Annotated in this window: 20 protein-coding genes; 10 read left to right on the top strand and 10 right to left on the bottom strand. The window is 67.5% G+C overall.

Annotated features, from left to right (window positions below):
• Positions 1-74 precede the first annotated feature (74 nt).
• Positions 75-593 (top strand): hypothetical protein, encoded by a 519-nt coding sequence (locus SLG_RS01880; RefSeq protein WP_014074709.1) that lies wholly within the window; start codon positions 75-77, stop codon positions 591-593.
• Here the strand turns inward: SLG_RS01880 and SLG_RS01875 are convergent.
• Entirely contained in the window at positions 557-1051 is a 495-nt protein-coding gene (locus SLG_RS01875) for a flavin reductase family protein (RefSeq protein ID WP_014074708.1), read from the bottom strand. The two genes, SLG_RS01880 and SLG_RS01875, sit on opposite strands and share 37 nt — an antisense overlap.
• Before the next feature lie 233 nt (positions 1052-1284).
• On the opposite strand from SLG_RS01875, the gene SLG_RS01870 reads away from it, so the two are divergent.
• The 3 genes from SLG_RS01870 to SLG_RS01860 are packed head-to-tail and all read left to right on the top strand — an operon-like array spanning position 1285 to position 7052.
• On the top strand, positions 1285-2439 hold the full coding sequence (locus tag SLG_RS01870) for an efflux RND transporter periplasmic adaptor subunit (protein WP_014074707.1): 1155 nt from the start codon (positions 1285-1287) through the stop codon (positions 2437-2439).
• Between the two features lie 6 nt (positions 2440-2445).
• Positions 2446-5661, top strand: a complete 3216-nt coding sequence (locus tag SLG_RS01865; protein ID WP_014074706.1) for a multidrug efflux RND transporter permease subunit — start codon at positions 2446-2448, stop codon at positions 5659-5661.
• Between the two features lie 2 nt (positions 5662-5663).
• A complete protein-coding gene (locus SLG_RS01860) occupies positions 5664-7052 on the top strand; it encodes an efflux transporter outer membrane subunit (RefSeq protein WP_014074705.1) in 1389 nt (462 codons plus the stop codon).
• Positions 7053-7122: 70 nt separating this feature from the next.
• On the opposite strand, the gene SLG_RS01855 is transcribed toward SLG_RS01860, so the two are convergent.
• Positions 7123-7551, bottom strand: a complete 429-nt coding sequence (locus SLG_RS01855) for a SufE family protein (protein ID WP_041392396.1) — start codon at positions 7549-7551, stop codon at positions 7123-7125.
• Between the two features lie 138 nt (positions 7552-7689).
• On the opposite strand from SLG_RS01855, the gene SLG_RS01850 reads away from it, so the two are divergent.
• Complete coding sequence (locus tag SLG_RS01850) at positions 7690-8232, top strand: MarR family winged helix-turn-helix transcriptional regulator (RefSeq protein WP_083853285.1); 543 nt, start codon at positions 7690-7692, stop codon at positions 8230-8232.
• Positions 8233-8319: 87 nt separating this feature from the next.
• Positions 8320-8658, top strand: a complete 339-nt coding sequence (locus SLG_RS01845; protein WP_014074702.1) for a DMT family protein — start codon at positions 8320-8322, stop codon at positions 8656-8658.
• Positions 8659-8770: 112 nt separating this feature from the next.
• Here SLG_RS01845 and SLG_RS01840 read toward each other — a convergent pair whose 3' ends face one another.
• The 3 genes from SLG_RS01840 to SLG_RS01830 form a co-directional block, all read right to left on the bottom strand.
• Positions 8771-9673 (bottom strand): DUF481 domain-containing protein, encoded by a 903-nt coding sequence (locus SLG_RS01840; protein ID WP_041392393.1) that lies wholly within the window; start codon positions 9671-9673, stop codon positions 8771-8773.
• A gap of 103 nt (positions 9674-9776) precedes the next feature.
• Positions 9777-10271 carry a crossover junction endodeoxyribonuclease RuvC gene (ruvC, locus tag SLG_RS01835; RefSeq protein WP_014074700.1) on the bottom strand — a complete coding sequence of 165 codons (495 nt, stop codon included), beginning with the start codon at positions 10269-10271 and terminating at the stop codon, positions 9777-9779.
• 94 nt (positions 10272-10365) lie between these two features.
• On the bottom strand, positions 10366-11109 hold the full coding sequence (locus tag SLG_RS01830) for a YebC/PmpR family DNA-binding transcriptional regulator (protein ID WP_014074699.1): 744 nt from the start codon (positions 11107-11109) through the stop codon (positions 10366-10368).
• A gap of 432 nt (positions 11110-11541) precedes the next feature.
• Here SLG_RS01830 and SLG_RS20175 point away from each other — a divergent pair, with 432 nt between their 5' ends.
• The 3 genes from SLG_RS20175 to SLG_RS01815 all read left to right on the top strand — a co-directional run bounded on the left by SLG_RS20175 (position 11542) and on the right by SLG_RS01815 (position 16260).
• Complete coding sequence (locus SLG_RS20175; protein ID WP_158512660.1) at positions 11542-12411, top strand: hypothetical protein; 870 nt, start codon at positions 11542-11544, stop codon at positions 12409-12411.
• Between the two features lie 75 nt (positions 12412-12486).
• Positions 12487-15279 (top strand): DNA polymerase I, encoded by a 2793-nt coding sequence (gene polA / locus SLG_RS01820; RefSeq protein ID WP_014074696.1) that lies wholly within the window; start codon positions 12487-12489, stop codon positions 15277-15279.
• Between the two features lie 84 nt (positions 15280-15363).
• On the top strand, positions 15364-16260 hold the full coding sequence (locus SLG_RS01815) for a CHAD domain-containing protein (protein ID WP_014074695.1): 897 nt from the start codon (positions 15364-15366) through the stop codon (positions 16258-16260).
• 59 nt (positions 16261-16319) lie between these two features.
• Here SLG_RS01815 and SLG_RS01810 read toward each other — a convergent pair whose 3' ends face one another.
• A complete protein-coding gene (locus tag SLG_RS01810; RefSeq protein ID WP_014074694.1) occupies positions 16320-16727 on the bottom strand; it encodes a hypothetical protein in 408 nt (135 codons plus the stop codon).
• Positions 16728-17114: 387 nt separating this feature from the next.
• The gene (locus SLG_RS01805; protein WP_041391675.1) at positions 17115-17987 is read right to left on the bottom strand and encodes an AbiTii domain-containing protein; all 873 of its coding nucleotides are present in this window, start codon (positions 17985-17987) and stop codon (positions 17115-17117) included.
• Positions 17988-18385: 398 nt separating this feature from the next.
• Here SLG_RS01805 and tgt point away from each other — a divergent pair, with 398 nt between their 5' ends.
• Positions 18386-19555: a tRNA guanosine(34) transglycosylase Tgt gene (gene tgt / locus SLG_RS01800; RefSeq protein WP_051003670.1), complete on the top strand. Its 1170-nt coding sequence runs from the start codon at positions 18386-18388 to the stop codon at positions 19553-19555.
• 297 nt (positions 19556-19852) lie between these two features.
• Here tgt and SLG_RS01795 read toward each other — a convergent pair whose 3' ends face one another.
• Genes SLG_RS01795 through SLG_RS01785 form a run of 3 tightly spaced genes read right to left on the bottom strand, consistent with a single transcriptional unit; the run spans position 19853 to position 22936 of the window.
• Positions 19853-20740, bottom strand: a complete 888-nt coding sequence (locus SLG_RS01795; RefSeq protein ID WP_014074692.1) for an alpha/beta fold hydrolase — start codon at positions 20738-20740, stop codon at positions 19853-19855.
• 1 nt (position 20741) lies between these two features.
• Complete coding sequence (locus SLG_RS01790) at positions 20742-21962, bottom strand: glycerate kinase type-2 family protein (protein ID WP_014074691.1); 1221 nt, start codon at positions 21960-21962, stop codon at positions 20742-20744.
• A gap of 8 nt (positions 21963-21970) precedes the next feature.
• Complete coding sequence (locus SLG_RS01785) at positions 21971-22936, bottom strand: NAD(P)-dependent oxidoreductase (RefSeq protein WP_014074690.1); 966 nt, start codon at positions 22934-22936, stop codon at positions 21971-21973.
• Between the last annotated feature and the right edge of the window lie 69 nt (positions 22937-23005).

Here is a 23005-nt window from a genome sequence, read left to right as displayed (position 1 = left end):
GGCCGTCACCGTGCTGGACAAGACGAAGGCCTGACCCGCCTTGTTCACGCCCGCCGCGCACCTATCTCGGTGCGATGGCGGACATGCGCGTTCTGGCGGCGGAGGATGATGGCGAGCGATCGCTGACGGCCGCCGAGCGCGCGCTTGCCGGGCGCATGTTCGGCACCGCGATCGATCTCGATGCGGTGCGCATCCGCCGGCGCAAATGGTGGCCCTTCCAGCCTCGCGCGATCGTGATGGCCCCGCGCGGACACATTCATTTCCATCCGCAGGGGCACAGCTACTGCGCCTGCTTCGGCGAGGGCACGCTGGCCCATCAGGGCCTGTTCCTGCATGAGATGACGCATGTCTGGCAGCACCAGCGCGGGCTCAATCTCCTGCTGCGGCGGCATCCCTTCTGCCGTTATGGCTATGCGTTCGAGCCCGGCCGGCCTTTCTCGCGCTATGGCATCGAGCAGCAGGCCGAGATCGTGCGCCATGTCTTCCTGATGCGCCTCGGCCGCGCCGTTCCCGGCGCGCCGCCGCTGTCCGCGCTGGAAGCGATCCTGCCTTTCGGTCAGGCGGTTTCCTCGCCCAGTCCCGCGAGCGTGTGATAGCCGCCGCGATAGAAGATCAGGGGCGCGCCGCCGTCCCGCCGCTCCATGGCGCGCACGGCGCCGACGACGAGCAGATGATCGCCCAGCTCCACCACTTCGGCCACGTCGCAATCGATCCAGGCGAGCGCATCGTCGAGCAACGGATGGCCGCCCGGGCTGTGGCCATGCGCCATGCCGTCGAACTTGTCGTCATGGCGCGAGGCGAAGCGGCGGCACTCGTCGAGCTGCTCGCTGCCCAGCACATTGACGCAGAACCGCCCCACGCCCGCGATCTGCTCCCAGCTGCGCGAGCGCTTGTCCGGCAGGAAGCCCACGAGCGGCGGATCGAGCGAAATCGCCGTGAACGAGCCGACGGCAAGCCCCCAGCGCTCCCCCGTATCAGCGGTGGCGGTCACCACGCACACGCCTGTCGGATAGCTGCTCATCACATCGCGGAAATGCTTCGGATCGATCAACGCGCCTTGCCTCCTTCACCTCTCGCTCGTCCCGTTGCCGCCCGCATTGACGGCCCGGTCGAGTCGCGCTCCTTATAGGCACAAAACCCGCCGGGCTCGAAATGGCGCCCCGGATTTTCCCCATAGCCTTTTCGAGGACTTGACATCGTCTACCGTTCGGTAGGAATTCAGGCCGAGCCCCACCGCGCCATTTCAGCATCGGATCCAACGCCTTGCCTTATCGACCCCGATGGATGGCGATCACTCTGTCGAGCGCCTTGCTGGTCGCGCTGTCGGCCTGCGGCAGCGGCGGCAAGCAACAGCAACCCGGCGCCGGTGGCCCGGGCCAGAAGACTGTCGGTTTCGTGGTCGTCCAGCCGCAGGATGTACCGCTCGAGACCGTGCTGGCGGGGCGCGTGAACGCCTATCTCACCTCGGAAGTGCGGCCGCAGATCTCCGGCGTGATCCTGCGCCGCCTCTTCACCGAGGGCGCGCTCGTGCGCGCGGGCGAGCCGCTCTACCAGATCGATCCCGCGCCCTATCGCGCCACGGCAGCCGAAGCGCAGGCCAATCTGGCGAGCGCGCAAGCGAGCGCACAAGCGGCACGCGCACTTGCGGAGCGCTACAAGCCGCTGGTCGTGATCCAGGCGATCAGCGAGCAGGACTATACCAATGCCGTCGCCGCGGCCGAGCAGGCCGAAGCGGCCGTGGCGCAGCGGCGGGCGGCGCTGGAGACGGCGCGCATCAATCTGCGCTTCACCACCGTGCCTGCCCCCATCAGTGGCCGGATCGGCCGTTCGCTGGTCACGCCCGGCGGGCTCGCCACCAGCAATCAGGCCACTGCGCTGGCGGTCATCAACCAGCTCGATCCGATCTTCGTGGATATCCAGCAGAGCGCCGGCAATCTGCTCGCGCTGCGGCGGCTGCTGGCGCGCGGCGGCGCCTCGCCCTCCTCGGCGGACGTGCGCCTCCTGCTGGAGGACGGCAGCGAATATGAAGGCGTCGGACGCGTCCAGTTCTCCGAGACGCTTGTCGATCCCGCCACCGGCACGGTGACGCTGCGCGCGCGCTTCTCCAATCCCGATGGCCTGCTGCTGCCCGGCATGTTCGTGCGGGCGCGCTTCGCCCAGGCCGTGGATCGCGGCGCCTTCCTCGTGCCGCAGGCGGCCGTCACGCGGGACGGCAAGGGCGGCGCCCGCCTGTTCATCGCCGGGCGGGACAACAAGGCCGAGGCGCGCTCGGTGCAGGCGCCACGCACGCTCGGCGCCAACTGGGTCGTCACGGACGGCCTGAAGGCCGGCGACCGCGTGATCGTGCAGGGCACCGGCGACCTGCGCCCCGGGCAGGATATCCGGGCCGTGCCGGCGGATGCCCCGCAACCGGTGGCGCCCGCGCGCGCCGGGGGCTGAGCGGCCATGCTCTCCCGCATCTTCATCGACAGGCCCATCCTGGCCTGGGTCCTCGCCACGATCGTGATGCTCTCCGGCATCGGCGCGATCTATTCGCTGCCGATCGCGCAATATCCGGACATCGCGCCGCCGCAGGTGAGCATCAGCGCCAATTATCCGGGCGCATCGGCCGAGGCGGTGCAGAACAGCGTGACGCAGGTCATCGAGCAGTCGCTCAACGGCATCGACGGCCTGCTCTACTTCACCTCGTCATCGGACGCGCGCGGGCGCGCCAACATCACCGCCACGTTCGACAAGGGCACGGACCCGGACATCGCGCAGGTGCAGGTCCAGAACCAGCTCCAGTCGGTCATCGCGCGCTTGCCCCAGCAAGTGCAGCAGAGCGGCGTGCAGGTCCGCAAGGCCAATTCGGACATGCTGCTCATCGTGGGCTTCTACGATGCGTCCAACCGCATGTCCGCGCAGCAGGTCTCGGATTATCTCTCCTCGAACCTGCAGGATACGCTGAGCCGCGTGCCGGGCGTGGGCAACGTCAATGTGTTCGGCTCGCCCAATGCCATGCGCATCTGGCTGAACCCGGAGCGGTTGACGAGCTTCCAGCTCATGCCCGGCGACGTGATCGCCGCGATCCAGGCGCAGAATACGGAAGTCGCGGCCGGCCAGCTCGGCGCGGAGCCGTCCGCGCCGGACCAGTATCTCAACGTCAATGTGACGGCGCAGGCGCGGCTGCAGACGCCCGAGCAGTTCCGCGACATCGTGGTCAAGACGCTGCCGACCGGCGCGACCGTGCGCCTGGGCGATGTCGCGCGCGTCGAGATCGGGGCGGACAACTATACCGTCACCATCCATGTGAACGGCCATCCCGGCGCGGGCGTGGCGTTCATGCTCGCGCCCGGGGCGGACGCGCTCACCACCGCGGAGCTCATCAAGGCGCGCGTCGCCGAGCTGTCCGACACCTTCCCCGAGGGCTTCGAATATGGCTTCGCGCAGGACACGACGGCCTTCATCAAGCTCTCCATCTCGGAAGTCACCAAGACGCTGATCGAGGCGATCATCCTCGTGGTGATCGTGATGTTCGTGTTCCTGCAGAACTGGCGCGCGACGCTCATTCCCACCATCGCCGTGCCGGTGGTGCTGCTCGGCACCTTCGGGGTGCTGTATGTCGCGGGTTTCACGATCAACACGCTCACCCTGTTCGGGCTGGTGCTCTCGATCGGCCTGCTCGTCGACGACGCCATCGTCGTGGTCGAGAATGTCGAGCGGCTGATGGCGGAGAATCCCGGCATGACGGCCCGGGAAGCGACGATCCGCTCGATGCGCGAGATCACCATGGCGCTGATCGCCATCGCGCTGGTCCTGTCCGCCGTGTTCATGCCCATGGCGCTCTTCGGCGGGTCGACCGGCGTGATCTACCGCCAGTTCGCGATCACCATCGTCTCGGCGATGATCCTTTCGGTCTTCGTCGCGATCATTCTTTCCCCCGCGCTCACGGCGCATCTGCTCAAGCCCCACCGGGAGAGCGACGCCATCCGGGAGGGTGACAGGAGCTGGATGGAACGCCGCCTGCCGCGCGTTCACGGCTGGCTCCTGCGGGCGCGCGACGGCTTCAACAGCCGGTTCGACCGGGGCATCGACCATTATGTGGCGGCCGTCCGCAAGATCGTGGACCGGCGGGGCCTCTCGCTGGCCATCTATGCACTGGTGGTGCTGCTGCTCGTCGTCATGTTCCAGCGCCTGCCCACCGGCTTCCTGCCCAATGAGGATCAGGGCGTGGGCATCGTCAGCTTCCAGCTCCCGACCGGCGCCACCATCAACCGCACGGCCGAGGTGCAGAAGGTGGTGGAGGATTATTTCGCGGAGCATGAGAGCGGCACCGTCGCGACGCTGTTCACGGTCGCGGGCACCTCGGGCCCGGGCGGCGCCATCGGCCAGAATGTCGGCCGGGGCTTCATCATGTTCAAGCCGTGGGAAGAGCGGCCGGGACCGGAGAACACGGCCGAAGCCGTCTCGCGGCGCGCCAGCGGCGCCCTCTCGGGCCTGCGCGATGCGCAGATCTTCGCGCTGACGCCCCCCGCTATTCCGGGCCTTGGCCAATCCACCGGCTTCGAGGCGCAGATCCTCAATACCGGCAATCTGAGCGCGGCCGATTTCGCCGCGGCGCGGGACAAGGTCGTGGCCGCCGCGCGGGCGGACCCGGAGCTGGCCGCCGTCCGCCTGCAGGAACTGCCCGATCAGGCCGCCTTGCGCGTCGACGTGGATCATCAGAAGCTGGCGGCGCTTGGCCTCAACCAGAGCGATGTCAATCTCACCCTCTCCTCCGCATGGGGCGGCCGCTACATCAACGATTTCGTCGATCGTGGCCGCGTGAAGCGCGTCTATGTGCAGGGCGATGCGCCTTATCGCGCCAAGCCCGAGGATCTGGGCCAGTGGCATGTGCGTGGCGGCAATGGCCAGATGACGCCCTTCGCGTCCTTCGCGACGCTGAGCTGGTCGATGACGCCGCCCAGCCTCTCGCGCTTCAACGGCATTCCCTCCTACCAGCTGCTCGGCCAGGCCGCGCCGGGCTACAGTTCGGGCGAGGCCATGCGGCGGATCGAGCAGCATGTGGAGGACATCCCCGGGATCGGCCTCGCCTTCTCCGGCCTCTCCTATCAGGAGCGGCTGCTGCAGGGGCAGGGGCCGTTGCTCTACGCGCTCTCGCTGCTGGTCGTCTTCCTGTTCCTGGCCGCGCTCTACGAGAGCTGGAGCATTCCCATCGCGGTGCTGCTCATCGTGCCGCTGGGCCTTGTGGGCGCCGTCCTCGCGGTGACCCTGCGCGGCCTCATCAATGACATTTTCCTGCAGATCGGCCTGCTCACCACCATGGGCCTTGCCGCCAAGAACGCGATCCTGATGATCGAGTTCGCCGAGCAGGCGGAGAAGCGGGGCATGCGGATCATCGATGCGGCGGCGGAAGCCGCGCGGCGCCGCCTGCGGCCGATCCTCATGACCAGCTTCGCCTTCATCTTCGGCGTGCTGCCGCTGGCCGTCTCCACCGGCGCGGGCGCCAATGGCCGCATCGCGATCGGCACGGCAGTCATCGGCGGGATGCTGACCGCGACGGTCCTCGCCATCTTCTACATTCCGCTGTTCTTCGTGATCGTGCGCCGCCTGACGCGCGACACCCTCCAGCGGATCAGCGAACGGATCGTGGCGCGGCGCGCCGGACGGAAGGAGCCGTGAGCATGCGCCGCGCCCTGCCACTGGCGGCCTGCCTGCTCGCCGGCTGCTCGCTCGCCCCGGCCTATGAGCGCCCGGCGGCGCCGGTGCAGGCGCAATGGCCCGGGGACGCGGCCGCGCTGGCGGATCAGGCCGGCCTTCCCGCCGCCGATTACCGCACGCTGTTCCGCGATCCGCGGCTGATCGCGCTGATCGACATCGCCCTGGAGAATAATCGCGATCTGCGGCAGGCCGCCGCCAATGTCGCCCGGGCCCGCGCCCAGTTCCGCATCCAGCGCGCCGATCTCTTCCCGCAGCTCGATGCGGGCGCCGATGTGGTGCGCGGCAACCAGGCCGGCGGCGAGACGCGGACGACCGCCACCGCCGATCTGTCGGTCACCGCTTATGAGATCGATCTGTTCGGGCGCATCCGCTCGCTCACCGATGCCGCGCGCGAAAACTATCTCGCGACGGCGGCGGACGCGCAGGCGGTGCGGCTCGCGCTGATCGGCGACATCGCGCAGGCATGGCTCACCCATGCGGCCGATGCGAGCCTGCTGGAGATCAGCCGGCTGACGGCGGAGACGGCGCAGCGGACCGAAGCGCTCACGCAGGCGCGGCTCGCGAGCGGCATCGCGCCGCGCAGCGACCTGCGGCAGGCGCAGACCATCCTCGCCACGGCCCAGTCCGACATGGCGCGGTACACGACCGCGATCGCGCAGGACCGCAATCTCCTTGCCCTGCTCGTGGGCGCCCCGGTCGATCCTGCCCTGCTGCCCGGCGGCATCGAGGAAGCGGGCGAGACGATCGACGCGCCTTTGCCCGGCACGAGCAGCGAAGTGCTGCTGCGCCGTCCGGACATCATGGCCGCCGAGCATGACCTGCGCGCCGCCAATGCGCAGATCGGCGCGGCCCGCGCGGCGCTGTTCCCGCGCGTGACGCTCGGCGCGCTGTTCGGCCTCGTCGGCTCCTCGCTGGATGGCCTGTTCGGCAGCGGCGGCACGCAGCTTCAGCAGGGGGCGGCCGGGATCACATGGCCGATCTTCCAGGGCGGCGCGGCGCGCGCGGGCGTCGCCGCCAGCCAGGCCCAGCGGGATGCACTGCTCGCGGCTTATGAGAAGGCGATCCAGACCGCCTATCGGGAAGTGGCCGACGCGCTGGCGCGGCAGGCGACCATCGACGACCAGCTCGGCGCGGACCGGCTGCGCGTGCAGGCCAGCGAGGATGCCGCCTATCTGGTCGACGCGCGCTATCGCGGCGGCATCGACAGCTTCCTCGCCGCGCTCGATGCCCAGCGCAGCCTCTACACTGCCCGGCGCACGCTCGTCGCCTCGCTGCTGGAAGCGGCCGGCAACCGCGTCACGCTCTACCGCGCGCTGGGCGGGGAAATGATGCCGGCACCCCCGGCGCCCTGAGACAGGGCAGGCATATCGGAACGGGCGCCGTTCGCGCATCGCGTCCGCCAAGCGGCAGGACGATGCCCCGTTACGAGCCCTGTTCGCCGGCCGCCAGCCGCGTGGCCGTCTCGCGGATCAGCGCGATCATGTTGGGCAGGCCCTGCGTGCGGTTGGAGGAAAGCTGGCGCTTGAGATCGAAGGGCGCCAGCGCGCCTTCGATGTCGGCCGCCGCCACCTCGGCCGGCATGCGGTCCTGCACGGCGAGCAGCACCAGCGCGATGATACCCTTGGTGATCGCGGCATTGCTGTCCGCCAGGAAATGCAGCGCGCCGTCCTCGCGCCGGGTGGGGTAGACCCACACAGCGGCAGAGCAGCCGCGCACCAGCGTCGCGTCGGTCTTCAGCGCGTCCGGCATGGGCTCGAGCGCGCGGCCAAGGTCGATCAGCAGGCGATAGCGCTCGTCGCCTTCGAGGAGTTCGTAATCTTCCAGGATCTGCCGGAACGTGGGACTGGTCATGCGCTCCATATAGGCGCCGCGCGCGGCGAGGCCAGCGGGAAGTGGCGCGCACCCGGCCACAGCCAGTCCACGAACAGCCGTTCCTTTCTCGCCGCAACCGTCTACAAGGGTAGGATTAACGACTGGGACGGAGAGGGCATGGCTGCTGACGGGGGTATGAAGAAGACGGACAGCGAAGCGCGGGCCACCATCAGCGATTTCGACGACTGGGCGTGCTTCTACAATGATTTCTATCCCGTGGGCGAGCGGCTCGACCGGGAGTATCGCCTGTCGCGCCTGCTCGTGATGTCCGGCCGCTCGTGGGTCACACATATCGACAACCGGCTGCGCGCCGAGACGGGGCAGAGCCGGGCGCGCTGGCAGGCGCTGTTCACGATCGCGTTCGGCCCGCAGCCGGTGACGCTGACCGATCTTGGCCAGCGGCTGCTCGTGCAGTGGCCCACCCTCGTCCGCGTGGTGGAGGGCCTGGCGGCGGACGGCCTCATCGAGCGACGGGACAATCCGCGCGACGGCCGCTCCAAGCTGGTGACGCTCACGCCGGCGGGCCTTGCCGTGGTCCACAAGATCCAGCCGATCCTCGACAGCGAGCGGCGCGCCATGCTGGCCGACCTCTCCGACCGGGAGCTTGAGCAATGCGCGCAAACGCTCCGGCAGATCTTCGCGCGAGTGGCGCGCACCTGAACCGCCCGCCGCCGCCCGGCCGCACCGCGCCGGATTGGCCTCACATCCCCATGGCGTTTCCCCCGCCCTGCTGGCATTCAGGGCGCCATGCCGACCATCGCGCTTCTGCTCGTCTCGAACATATTCATGACCTTCGCCTGGTACTGGCATCTCAAGGGCGGCATGACGCGCCCGCTGCTGCTGGTCATCCTGATGAGCTGGGGCATTGCCCTGTTCGAATATTGCTTCGCCGTGCCCGCCAATCGCCTCGGCTATGCCAGCGGCTGGAGCGCCGGGCAGCTCAAGGTCGTGCAGGAAGTCATCGCGCTCGGTATCTTCGGCATCTTCATGGTCACCTACCTCGGCGAGCCGGTGAACTGGCGGCATGCCGGCGCCTTCCTGTGCCTGATGGGGGCGGTGGCCTTCCTGTTCTGGGGCCGGAACTGAGGTCCTGAGCGTTCCGCGTGCCGGGCTGGGGGGCTTCGGGAGGCTCCCTGGCCGGACTGACCGGGGCGCCTGTTCAGTCAGTCAGAAAAGCTGAAAGGCGACCGCCCTGCGCTTAGAAGCCGTAGACCAGCGTGGCGCGCGTGATGGTGTCGGTCGCCACCGAGCCGGGCGGCGGATTGGTCTCGTGCCGCACGGCATAGGAGAAGCGGCCGGACAGCGAACCGTTGAGCTTCGCCGTGAAGGCGGCGGTATTGCTGTAGGTGCTGTTGTCCGCACCCCAGATCGCCTGGGCATTGTCGCTGATCTCGATGCGCGACGTGAGGCGCCAGACCAGATCGGTGCCGGCCAGCCCCTCAAGTTCGTTGGTCGCCGGGTCGTCAAGCCAATGCGTGCCGCGCCAGGCGGGGCCGCCCTTGATATCGATCTTCAGATCGTCGGTTTCCACCGCGCGGTAGCCGAAGCCGCCGGACACGGTGGTGCGATCGGAAAAGCCCTGGAAGCGGTCCTTCTCGTACATGGCGAGGCCGAAGAGATAGAAGCTGTCGCGCAGCTGGAAATTGGGCTCGTAGCTGGCCATCCACTGGTTGCGGGTGGTCGCGCCGTCATTGCGTTGATAGTCCGTGGTTGCCCGCACCCTGTGGCGCCACTTGATGCCGGTCTTGGTCAATGTGAGACCAGCGCTCAGGCCGGCGCTGCGGGTATTGCCGGTGGTCGTGGAACCGCCCAGTTCGCCATTGCCGTGCCAGTCCTCGAACGTGCTCGCTTCGCGCTTGTGCGCCAGCTCCGCCCGCTTGACGGCCTGGCGATGGCTGGCGACCATCGCGTCTATTTCCTTCGCATCCGCCGGATTTGCGACCTTGGCCACTTTCGCCACGCTGGCGATGTCCGCCTCGCTGCCGCTCGCGATGGCCGCATCCAGCATGGCCCGGACCGGCGCCGGCAGTTCGGCCTTTGCCGGGCTGCCCGCGGATGCCAGCAGGACGATCCACGTGATCGCCCGCACGGGTACCGTCATGAACATCCTCCTTTCCGCTGAGGGGTCCTTATCCGATCACGCAACGCTCGGCCATAGCTCGGACACAAATCGTATACATTTATTCGCCTGATCGGACAGGCGCTCAGGCAAGCCCCGCGCGGCGCCGGGTCGTTGCGCCGATATGCGCATGGGTGATCGCCACCGCCAGGGCATCGGCCGCGTCCGCGCCGCTGATGACAGCCCCCGGCAGCAACCGGGCGACCATGGCATGCACCTGATCCTTGCTGGCACTCCCCACGCCGACAAGCGATTTCTTGACGAGCCGCGCGGCATATTCGCTGACCGGAAGGCCTGCCCGCGCCGGCGCGAGCAGCACCACGCCGCGCGCCTGCCCCAGCTTGAGCGTGGATTGCGGATTGCTGTTGACGAACACTTCCTCCACCGCCGCCTCGTCGGGCGCGTGGGCGGCGATCAGGGCGGCAAGCGCGGCATCGAGCGCGACGAGCCGGCTGGGCAGCGGCAAGGCGGCATCCGTGCGGATCTGCCCATTGGCGACATGCGAAAGCCGGTTCCCCTGCGCTCTCACCAGCCCCCAGCCGGTCGTCCCCAGCCCGGGGTCGAGCCCGAGGATCAGCATGTGGGCAAGCGATCGGAAGAACCGCCCGCGCCTGCAAGGCCCGGCCGTGCATCGCCCGGAGCGGCGAGGACGATGGCCTCGCCTCGCGGGTCCATCAGCCCAGCTTCTCCATCACCTCGTCGGGCACTTCATAATTGCCCCACACGGTCTGCACGTCGTCGTCATCGTCGAGCATGTCGACGAGCTTGAGCAGCGTGCCGGCGTTGGTCTCGTCCAGTTCCACCGTGGTCTGCGGGCGCCAGGCGAGCTTGGCGCTGTCGGCCGCGCCCAGCGTCTCTTCCAGTGCCTTGGAGACTTCGTGCAGGGCATCCATGGCAGTCCAGATGGCGTGACCATCTTCACTGGATTCGACGTCCTCGGCCCCGGCCTCGATAGCCGCTTCCAGCACCTTTTCCTCATCGCCCACGGCGGCGGGATATTCGATGAGCCCCATCCGGTCGAAACCGTGGCTCACCGCGCCGGACGCACCCAGATTGCCGCCATTCTTGGAGAAGGCGGTGCGCACATTGGTGGCGGTGCGGTTGCGATTGTCGGTCAGCGCTTCCACGATGATGGCGACGCCGCCGGGGCCATAGCCCTCGTAGCGCACTTCCTCGTAATTCTCGCCCTCCCCCTTGGTCGCCTTGTCGATGGCCCGCTGGATATTGTCCTTGGGCATGGACTGCGCCTTGGCGGCATTGACGGCGAGACGCAGGCGCGGATTCATGTCCGGGTCCGCCATCCCCATCTTCGCCGCGACAGTGATTTCGCGGGAGAGCTTGGAGAACATGGCCGAGCGCTTCTTGTCCTGCGCGCCCTTGCGATGCATGATGTTCTTGAATTTGCTATGGCCTGCCACGGCCGGCTCCTTCGACTTGATCCCAGAAAAAGATCGCGCCTCCTATCGCGGGAGGGGCGCGGAGGCAACGGGGCGGTGCCGGCCGAAGGACCGTGCGGACATTCCGTCGGGCATGAGGGCCCTGCGTGGCAGTCGAGGCGCATGGCATAGCGCAGTCCTGCGATTGTAAATCCCGGCCTCCCACCCCCTGGAATCTTGCGGAAACGCGACGCCGCCCCGTTGCCGAGCAGTCTCTGAAATGATATTCTTTCCAAAAGGAGGAACACCTTCGGTCGCTTTTCAACGCCTTGGGAGGGAAGGCCAATGAAAAGTGTATTCATGATCATTCTGGCGACTGCACCGTTATTGAGCGGATGCGTTCAGTTGGGCCGCGCCGCCCGCGCCAATCCTGCAACGATCGCCACGCGTCCGGCGACGCCCGCTTGCCAATATGTGTCCGGAATCGGGGGCGATTTCAGTTTCGCGATCAATCTCGATTGTTTTACCTTGCAGAAGCCGACTGCGGACGGCGCGCCACAGCAATTCGTCGGCACGCTGCCGCAGGGCGCGCCAGCCACGGTCGATGAGTCCCTGTACACCGCATATTCGCTGGCCCGCGCATCGCAGGTCTACCGGAACAGGCTGGAATCCGTCCTGCTGTCCCATGCCGACGCGAATTGCGAAAAGGAAAAGGGGAGTATCTACGCGAAGGAGGCTTCGGTCGGGCTGGCCTTTGACGTGCTCGCCTCGGGACTGTCGACCGCCTCGACCATTGTGGGCGGAGAGCAGGCCAAGTCCATTCTCGCCGGTCTCGCCGGGCTGTCGACCGCCACGCGCAGTCATGTGACGGCCAATGTCTACAAGAACCAGATCATCCCCGCGATCACGAACGTGATCGACGCCGAGCGCCGGAAGCTCCTCACGGAGATCATCGCCCGGCGGCCGCTCGCGCTGGAGAGCTACACCGCAGACGACATGATCCGCATGGTCAATGGCTATCACCAGGCCTGCTCGTTCCAGCTCGGCCTGCAACTGCTATTGCAGGCCTCCGAGAACAAGGCCGGAACCGACGCCCTGCTCAAGAACATCAATCTGGCAGCATCGCGGCGGACCGTGCAGCAGGCCATGACGGCGGCCAGCGCCCGGGGCGACACGGACACTTACAACGCCCTGCAGGAGAAGCTGAGGAGCGTGGAGCTGGAAGCGGTCACCAATTTCCAGACCGCAGGCAATGCGCTTGTGGAAAGCGGTTCCACCGCGCCCGACGAGACGCAGCCGCAGGAGGACGAGACGCAGAACGAGGACGATCAGCCGCAGTCCTGAACGGCGCGCGGCTCGGCACGACATGGGATGCAGGGAGGCTGGCTTCATGACCAAGGGAGCGCTATCCCGCATTCCATGTCTTCCCGGAATCACCTCTATCTCGTCGATGGCTCGAGCTACATCTTCCGCGCCTATCACCAGCTTCCCCCGCTGACGAACCGGCACGGGCTGAACGTGGGCGCCGTCTATGGCTACACCACCATGCTCTGGAAGCTGGCCGATGCGCTCGACAAGGAGGAAGGGCCCACGCATCTCGCGGTGATCCTCGACAAGGGCTCGCACACCTTCCGCAATGATCTCTACGATCAGTACAAGGCGCATCGTCCGCCCGCGCCGGAGGATCTGGTGCCGCAATTCCCGCTGATCCGGGAAGCGACCCGCGCCTTCTCGCTGCCCTGCATCGAGGAGGACGGCTTCGAGGCGGACGACATCATCGCCACCTATACCGTGCAGGCGCGCGCGCAGGGCTGGGACGTCACGATCGTCTCCTCGGACAAGGACCTTGCCCAGCTCATCCAGCCGGGCGTGGACATGCTCGACACGATGAAGAACGAGCGGCGCAGCGACAGCTACGTGATGGAGAAGTTCGGCGTACCGCCGGAGAAGCTGCGCGACGTGCTCGCACTGATGGGCGACAGCGTGGACAATGTGCCGGGCGTGCCGGGCGTGGGCGCCAAGACAGCGGCGAAGCTCATCCTCGAATATGGCGATCTCGACACCGTGCTGGCCGCCGCGCCGGACATGAAGCCCTCGAAATTGCGGGAGCGGCTCATCGAGCATGCCGACCTCGCCCGCCTCTCGCGCGATCTGGTGACGCTGCATTGCGAAGTGCCGCTGCCGCAGACGCTCGACGAGCTGAAGCTGGACGGCATCCCGCCCGAGCCGCTGCGGCATTTCCTGGAGGATCAGGGCTTCAGCTCGCTGCTCTCGCGCATGGCGGTCCATGCGCCGGGCCGCACGAAGGCCGATCCGGTGGCGGCGGCGGCCGCGCCGGCAGACCCCGGCACGCCCGATTTCGTGCCCCTGCCGCCCATCGATTGCGACAGCTACGAGACGGTGACGACCTTCGAGCGGCTCGACGCATGGATCGCGCAGGCGCGCGAAAGCGGCATCATCGCCATCGATACGGAGACGGATTCGCTGGACAGCATCGCCGCCGGGCTCGTCGGCATCTGTCTCGCCACCGCGCCGGGCACGGCCTGCTACATCCCGCTTGCCCACAAGAGCAGCGACGACATGTTCGGCGAGACGCCGCCGCAATTGCCGATGGCGGGAGTCGTCGCGCGGCTCGCGCCATTGCTGGTCGATCCGGCCGTGCTCAAGATCGGCCACAACATCAAATATGACATCAACGTGCTGGCTCGCCATGGCCTGCAGGTCAGCCCCATCGACGATACGATGGTTATGAGCTTCGACCTCGATGCCGGGCAGTCGCTCGCCGGGCACGGCATGGACGAGATCGCGCATGCCGTGCTGGAGCACAGCTGCATCAGCTACAAGGACGTCACCGGCACCGGCAAGAAGGCGATCAGCTTCGCGCAGGTGCCGCTCGACGCCGCGACGCGCTATGGCGGGGAAGATGCGGACGTCACCTGGCGGCTGTGGACGCGTTTCCGCCCTCGCCTGCACCAGGAAGGCGCGACGCGCATCTATGAGCTGGTCGACCGGCCGCTCATCCCGGTCGTGGCCGGCATGGAACGCGCCGGCGTGAAAGTGGACCGGGATCATCTCTCGCGCCTGTCCGGCCGCTTTGCGCAGGAAATGGCGCGGCTGGAAGAGGAGATCCATGCCGAGGCGGGCCAGGCCTTCGCCATCGGCTCCACCCAGCAGCTCGGCGCGATCCTGTTCGAGAAGATGGGCCTCAAGGGCGGCAAGAAGGGCAAGTCGGGCGCTTACTCGACCGACGTGACCGTGCTCGAGAAAATGAAGGCGGATGGCGTGAAGATCGCCGGGCTGGTGCTCGACTGGCGCCAGCTCGCCAAGCTCAAGTCGACCTACACCGATGCGCTGCAGGCGCAGATCAACCGGGAGACCGGCCGCGTCCACACCAGCTACTCGCTCACCGGCGCGCAGACCGGGCGCCTGAGCTCGACCGACCCCAATCTCCAGAACATCCCGATCCGCACCGAGATGGGCCGGCAGATCCGCGACGCCTTCGTCGCCGAGCCCGGCAATGTCATCCTCGCGGCGGACTACAGCCAGATCGAGCTGCGGCTGGCCGCGCACATGGCCGATGTCCCGCAATTGCGCGCTGCCTTCCAGCGCGGGGAGGACATTCACGCCGCGACCGCGCAGGAGCTGTTCGGCGAAGTGAACCGCGATACGCGCGGCCGCGCCAAGACGATCAATTTCGCCATCCTCTACGGCATCTCCCGCTGGGGCCTCGCGGCGCGGCTGGAGATCGACCCGGAGGAAGCGCAGGCCATGATCGCCCGCTATTTCGATCGCTTCCCCGGCATCTCCGTCTACATCAACGAGACGCTGGAAAAGGCCCGGGCGAGTGGCCACACCCTCACCCTGTTCGGTCGCAAGACATGGTTCCCGCAGATCCGGTCATCCATCCAGCATGTGCGGCAGGGCGCCGAGCGCGCGGCGATCAATGCGCCGATCCAGGGCACCAGCGCGGACATCATCAAGCGCGCCATGGCCCGCATGGGCCCGGCGCTGCGCGAGGCCGGGCTGGAGCGGGTGCGGATGCTGCTGCAGGTGCATGACGAGCTGGTGTTCGAGCTGCCGGAAAGCGATGTGGACGCGGCCACGCCGGTCATCCGCGAAGTCATGGCCGGCGCCGCCGCGCCGATGGTGACGCTGTCCGTGCCGCTCGGCGTGGAGATCGGCACCGGCGCGAGCTGGGGCGCGGCGCACTGAGGCGCCTCCCCCGAAAAAGGACCATTGCCGCTCGGGAGGTAAATAATTAGCGTCGCTGGCGGGTGAGGTCAGGATCGGGGTCGCATGCCCTTTCGTTTCAGGCCATCGGATGACACGGTGGAAGCCGGGTTTCGTCGCATCGCGTGCGAGACGCTGGATGGCGCTCTGGCGCTGGTCCGGGAACGCGCGGCGCCGGACGAGGACTTGATCCATCAGGTCCGCCGCGCCTGCAAGGCGATGCGCGGGCTGCTGCGGCTCGTCCGCCCCGCTTTCCCGGCCTGGCGCACCGAAAATGCCGCCTTTCGCGATATCGGCGCGGCGCTTTCGGGCACCCGCGACAGGCGGGTTCTGGGCGAAACGATCGATCTGCTGGCGCGCGACGCGGGGGACGACATCTCCCCCGCCGCGCTGGCCGCGCTGCGCACAGCGCTGACGGGCGAGGCCGAAGGCACGACCGGCCGGACGGCGGCCCTGCTCGATGGCTGCGCCGCCCCCCTGCTCGCGGCGCGCGTCCGGGCGGAAAGCTGGTCGCTCACGGATCATGGGAAGGCGGCCCTGCTCCCCGGCCTGCGCCAGACCTACCGCAAGGCGCGGCGCGCCATGGCGACGCTGGCCACGCTCGAAGGGTCGCCTGCCGAATCGGCCGCCAGTCACGAGTGGCGCAAGCAGGCAAAATATCACTGGCAGCACATGCGCCTGCTGCGCAGCCTCGCGCCCGATCATGCCGGCGACCGGATCGCTCCGCCCGACCGTCTGGGCGACCTGCTCGGCGAGCGCCATGATCTCGACATGCTGCTGGACTGGATCGGCGCGCAGGCTCACGCCCTGCCCGACCCGGCCGCCGCCGCCCTGCTCTCCGCGCTGGCCCGCAAGCGCATCGCGCGCCTCATGCGCAAGGCGCGGCGTGTGGGCGAGGATCTGTTCGAGGACAAGCCCTCGGCCTTCATCCGCCACTGGCACTTCGAGGACAGCCCCGGCTGACCGGCCACGCGTGGCGGCCGCTCGACCCTGCCGCCCCGCTTCCTGGGGCGGATCCAGCCCTATGCCAGCCGCGCCAGTCCCGCCACGGTGAGCGCGAGGCCGAAGACGAAGGTGAGGATCACCCATGTCCGCTGCATGTGCGCCAGGTTGCGCAGCCAGAAATGGAAGTAGAGATCCGAAAAAGCGAGCACCACCAGCGCCTCGGCGATCATGATGCCGCCCAGCGTCTTCATGATGCAGGTGAGGATATCCGCCGGGATCCAGGGATTGGCGAGATAGACGGCAGCGCCGAGCATCAGCTCGACCAGCCCGCAGAGCAATTGCAGCGCCGGCGATTGCTCGATTTCCCGGACCATGGCCTGCCACAGCCCCGGCTTGCGCAGCGCGCCGATGGCGGCGGCGAGTGTAAAGGCCCCGAGCAGCATCGCCGCCCAGGCCGTCGCGTCAATCATGTCGAATTCTGCCACGAACCTCTCCCCATGAGAGCCAGCCCCCGGGCAGCATAGGGCCAGCGCGTTGACCGGGGCCTTGATGCGCTCCTCGGCCAGCAAACATTAGCGCGGCCGCGCCGCCGGTCCAGCCGGAAAATTGGGGAAGGGGAGAGGGGGGTGGGACAAACCGGCAGGTGGAGGGGGGGCGCTTTTGTTGGGGCTTTTGGGTCATCGGATGTCGGAAAGGGGGTGGGGAGCGGACAGGCGGCTTCCGGTAGAAAATGGGACAATGCCGCCGTTATCACCCTGAAACTGCAATGTCTGGTTGCTGATAACGGACGTTCGCATAGCTGCGCAGGCTCCACTACCTAGGTCGGGACCGTCGGACAATCCGAACTGTCCGCTTCTGGGCGCCTAGAGAGGCTAGCTCAACAAGGAACTAAGGGCAGGAATGAACGGTGCTAACACAGTGGCATAGTCCGCAGCATATCCAACAAGCTTTTGAAACGCTGACACGTAGCCTGATGTGCCTTTCGTCTCTTTCATTGTTTTGATGATTTCAATCATCTCTTCACGATGTTCAGCGTTGGGAACGCCCTCTTGAACGGCCAGTAAGAGATTCTGGAATGTGTTATCTATATCCAGTGAGTTAGTAGAATTATCACTCGCGTTGACGTTCATGCGGTTCTGATTTCCGCTATTATCGCCGTTATGGATTACACCATAATTGTGAATGACAGAAGAAGCTACGTCAGCAGCCTTTTTCTTCTCTTCCATGCTAAAGCTTATTCCTTCACCACGCACGCCAGCTTGCTCGAGACTGACTGCCCAATCCAAAATTTGATTTCTCACTTGTTCTTGAATGTCGACGAAAACGGCAGCAGACATGTGGACAAACATATCCATGTGGATGCCGTAGTTTCCTTTGGCGATGGCGGCCGTAAGTTCGCCATCAACCTTAGAAATTAGCGTACCAGTGCCATCACCGCACAGAGCCTCAACCTTACTGATTGGCTCTGTGATAAATTGCTCAGAGATTTTCCTAATCAACCCTTGATCGCCAGCGACGGGAATGGGACCACGCATAGGGTTGTGGGCCTTCAATTCGCCCATCGTGCGGCGGTATTCAGGCACACTATCTCGCGTTGGATAGCCCCTTAGCTCATGGTCAACCCATTCAATGGCATCAGTGAGTTGAAGCTTAGATGCCGCCAACTTCACCATGCGCAAAAGCTCAGTAATGCTGACATTCTTGTCCAGCACCTTCGCCTGTATTTCCTCAACTAACCCTGTCATTATCAGCCCCCATGCTTGGGGAGGCAAATTGGGTAGAGCTCCCGCAAAGTTCAAGATGCGATGCGCGCCGTGATTGGCAAAATTAAAACTGGGACGCTTGATAGCCTAAGAGCCATTCCAGTTGCAGTCACAAACCAGCTAGAGACTGGAATTACGTACTTTTCGACCCACACAGGTTCGCTATCATAATGCTAACGCCCGTTTTGCGCCGGATAGTCGACATTTCGTCATTGCACCGAAGCGACGTGGTCTGGTCGCATCCCGTCAGTCCACTTCCCCCATAACCCCAACCAGCAGCCGCCCCTCAAATTTCTCAACCTGTCCAACCCACCCCCGCGCGCGGGGGTTTCATTGCGGCTGTGGCCCGCTATGGCACGGGCATGAGCGAGACTGCATCCATGACCCCGCCCCCCTTTCGCGTGCCGGCCGATCCGCAGGAGGCGCGGTTCGCCTTCAGCGTCCATGCAACGGACGGCAAGGCGCGCACCGGCGAGATCGTCATGAAGCGGGGCGTCATCCGCACGCCGGCCTTCATGCCCGTGGGCACGGCGGCGACCGTGAAGGCGATGCGCCCGGCCGAGGTGCGCGCCAGCGGGGCGGACATCATCCTGGGCAACACTTATCACCTCATGCTGCGCCCCGGCGCCGAGCGGGTGGCGAAGCTGGGCGGCCTCCACGCCCTTTCCGGCTGGGAGCGGCCGATCCTCACGGACAGCGGCGGCTATCAGGTGATGAGCCTCTCCGCCCTCACCAAGGTGACCGAGCAGGGCGTGGCCTTCGCCAGCCATATCGACGGCACGCGCCACATGCTGAGCCCGGAGCGATCGATCGAGATCCAGCGCCTGCTCGGCAGTGACATCGTGATGGCGTTCGACGAGCTGGTGCCGACGACGACCAGCCGCGACGCGCAGGCGCAGGCCATGGAGCGCTCCATGCGCTGGGCGGCCCGCTCGCGCGCGGGGTTTGACAGCGGCGGGGACCATGCCGCGCGGGCGGCGCTGTTCGGCATCCAGCAGGGTGCACTCGACGTCGAGCTGCGGCGCCAGTCCGCGCAGGCGCTCGTGGACATCGGCTTCGATGGCTATGCGGTGGGCGGCCTCGCCGTGGGCGAGGGGCAGGACGCGATGTTCGCCTGCCTCGATCATTGCGTGGATCATCTGCCGGCCGAAAAGCCGCGCTACCTGATGGGCGTCGGCAAGCCGGACGACATCGTGGGCGCGGTGGAGCGCGGCATCGACATGTTCGATTGCGTGCTGCCGACCCGCTCGGGCCGCAACGGGCAGGCCTTCACCTGGAGCGGGCCGCTCAACATCCGCAATGCCCGCTTCGCCGAGGATCCCACGCCGCTCGACGCGCGCTGCACCTGCCCGGTCTGCGGCAGCGTCAGCCGCGCCTATCTCCACCATCTGGTGAAGGCCGGGGAGATGCTGGGCGCCATGCTGATGACCCAGCACAATCTCCATTTCTACCAGGCGCTGATGGCCGCCCTGCGCGACGCGATCGCGCACGGGGACCTCAAGGCCTTCGCGGACGGCTTCCGGCGGGATTATGCCTCCCGGCAGTTCTGAGGGGCGGCAACAGCGCCAGCAAGGCGGCCCTCACAGCCCGGCAAAGCGCTTGGTCCCGGCGGCGATCCGCTTTGGTATGATATACCATATCATTCATAGCCACCGAGGGCCCTGTCAACCGCCTGCCCCGGCCCCGATGCGGCAGGAAAGCCGATGCTGTTTTATGTGTCCTGATCTGTCCGGTAATTGCTCGGGCAGGCGCGTGATTCCCGGCTCGGGAACGGCGTTTTCCGGCGTCCGTGGGCGATCGCCATGTGTCAGGCGGGCGCGCGATGTCGCGCCGGCCCGCCGCGGCGCTCAGGGTGCGGCGCGGGCAAGGGCCAGCAGCGCTTCGGCGAAGGCCTGCGGCTTCTCGGCGGCGGGATCATGGCCCGTGTCTTCGACCGGCCATTCGCGCACCAGCGCGGGGAACTGGCCGGCGGCGCGCATGCCCCCCATCATGCCGCCGCCGCGCGTGAGGACGATGGCGGGGACCGGGACGGGCGGTGGCGGCAGCAGCGCGGCGTCCAGCGCGGCATAGCGGGGATCGCCCGGCGCCGCGCCGATGCGATGGGCATAGCTGTGCCAGCTCACCGCCGCGAAGTCGGGATTGTCGAAGGCGGGCGCCGTGCGATCGAACAGCGCCTCGTCCACCAGCCCCGGCGACCATTGCCGCCGCAAGTGCAGGCAGATGTCGCGCGGCGCCTCGGCAAGCGCTCGCCGCCCCCGCTCGGACGAGAGGAAATACTGGTGCCAGATCATGTGCTCCGTGGCGGCGGGCACGGGCCGCGTGGGATCGGAGAGGTCCTGCACCAGATAGCCGCCGACGACGAGCACCCCGCGCACGCGCTCGGGCCACAGCGCGCCCATGATGCAAGCTGCCCGGCCGCCCCAGTCGAAGCCAGCCACCAGCGCACGGTCAATGCCCATCGCATCGAGCAGCGCGCGCGCATCGTCGGCAATGGCGGTCTGTTGGCCCGAGCGCATCGTCTCCGCGTCGCGGAAGCGGGTGGGCCCGAAGCCGCGCAGCCAGGGCACCAGCACGCGCATGCCGGCCTGCGCCAGCAGCGCCGCTGCCGCATCGAACGAGCGCGGGTCGAATGGGAAGCCGTGCAGCAGCAGCACCGGCGGGCCGGACGGATCGCCCCAGGCATCGAGCGCGATGTCGAGCAGCTCCGTGGCGACGACGAGGCGCTCGGGCGTCATCTCAGGGATCGACCAGGATCATGCGCAGGTCGTTGACGTTGGTGAGTGTCGGCCCCGGCACGAACAGCGCGCCGATCTCGCCCAGCGCGCTCCCCGCGTCATTGTTCGCCTGGACGGTGGCCACGTCGATGTCGGCTTCCTCGAGATCGTCCAGCGTCTCGCCATCGACATAGGCGCCCGCGACATCGCGATTGCCGTCGACGCCGTCGGTATCGGCCGCGAGCGCGGCGACACCCGCCAGACCCTTGATCGCGGCGGCCAGCGCCAGCGCATATTCCTGATTGGGCCCGCCGCAGCCCGATCCGGTGACGGTCACGGTCAGCTCGCCCCCGGAAATCAGGGCCGTGCGCTGCCCGCGGCTGCAGGAATCGACGGCGATCCGCGCGTGGCGCCGCGCGACGAGGCGTGCATCCCCGGTCGCTTCCTTCTCGATGATCTCGGGCGTGTAGCCATGCGCGCGCAGGAAATCCGCGGCGGCGGCAAGCGCGTCGTCCGGGCGGATGATCACCGCGAACCGGCTGCGCGCGAGGCGCGGGTCGCCGGGCTTTACCGATTCGCTCCAGCCGCCCGGATCGGCAATGCCGTAGCGGGCGAGCACGGCCTGCGCGTCGACGGTCGTGCCGGCGTCGCCCACGGTCGGGCCGGAGCCGATATCCTCGGGAATGTCGCCCACCACGTCCGAGACGGCGAGTGTGAGCACGTCCGCCGGGAAGGCAGCGGCGGCGAGGCGCCCGCCCTTGATGCGCGAGAGATGCCGCCGCACCAGATTGATCTCGCCGATCGAGGCGCCGGAGCGGACCAGCGCGCGCGTCACGGCCTGCTTCGCCGCGAGGTCAAGCGGCGGCGCGGGCGCGGCGAGCAGGGCGGAAGCGCCGCCGGAAAGCAGCACGAGCACCAGATCGCCTTCCCCGGCGCTTTCCGCCAGCGCCAGGCATCGGGCGGCGGCCGCCTGCCCGGCGGCGTCGGGCACCGGATGGCTTGCCTCGACCAGTTCGATCCGCCGGAGCGGGCCGCCATAGCCGGTGCGCGTGACGGCAATGCCGGTCGCGTCCGGCCAGTGCGCCTCGATCGCCTGCGCCATCGGCACCGCGCCCTTGCCGGCGGCGATCACGATGACGCGCCCGGCCGGTTTGGGCGGCAGCGCGGCGATGATCGTCTCCGGGCGCTTGCAGGCTGCGACCGCCGCGTCATAGGCGCTTTCCAAGAGCGCCCGCTTGTGCATCGGGCCGTTCATCGGCCGGCGAGGAAGGTCGCGATGTTCTCGCCGGTGCGCCGGGCGAGGTCCTGCACGGCCTGCGTGCTGAGCCAGGCAGCATGCGGCGTCACGATCACGTCGCTGCGGCGCGCGAGGCGCAGGATCGGGCTGCCCGGCGGCGGCGGCTCGACCGGCGCGACATCGATGCCCGCGCCGCCGATCCGCCCCGCCTCCAGCGCGGCTTCCAGCGCATCGAGATCGATGAGCGCGCCGCGCGCGGTGTTGATGATGAGCGCCCCCTGCTTCATCGTGGCGAGGCTGTCCGCGTTCAGCATGTGCCGGGTCTCGTCGGTCAGCGGGCAATGCAGGCTGATGATGTCGCTTGTCGCCAGCACCTCCTCGAAAGCCAGCCTGCCCTCCGCCGGGGCCTGCCCCTTGCGTCCGGCGAAGACGACCTCCATGCCGAGCGCCCGCGCGCGTTCGGCGACGGCCTGCGCGATGGCGCCGCTGCCGAACAGGCCGAGCCGCTGCCCCGCCAGATCCCGCACCGGCGCTGCGAACACGCAGAAGGCCTTGCCGCTCTCCCAGCGCCCGTCGATCACCGAATCGCGGAACGGCACGAGCCCGCGCGTCAGGGCGAAGATGAGCATGATGACATGCTCGGCGACCGAGGTCCCGGCATAGCCGACGACATTGCGCACTGCGATGCCCTGCGCCTGCGCGGCCGCGCTGTCGACCACGTCGGTGCCCGTCGCGGTGACGGCGATCAGTTTCAGGTCCGGCAGTTGCGCAAGCGTGGCCGCGTCCATGCGGACCTTGTTGATGACCGCGACCTGCGCGCCCTGCAGGCGCTGGACGACCTCGTCCGGCTCGGTGAACTCATGGGCGATCCACTCATGGGGGAAGTCCGGGCGCGGAATCTCGAAACCGCCCATCGTCATCCTGTCGAGATGCACGATGCGGGGCAATGCGCCCGCAACCGTTCCCGCGCCGTCCGTCATTCCCGCATCCTCCCGCAGATCATTCGCTCTGCAACTATATGGGCCGCCGGGCGAAGTCCAGCACCGCCC

The organism is Sphingobium sp. SYK-6 (assembly GCF_000283515.1).
Classification (GTDB): domain Bacteria; phylum Pseudomonadota; class Alphaproteobacteria; order Sphingomonadales; family Sphingomonadaceae; genus Sphingobium; species Sphingobium lignivorans.
Note: the sequence above shows the minus strand (reverse complement) of the source record. Positions and strands in the feature narration are given on the sequence as shown.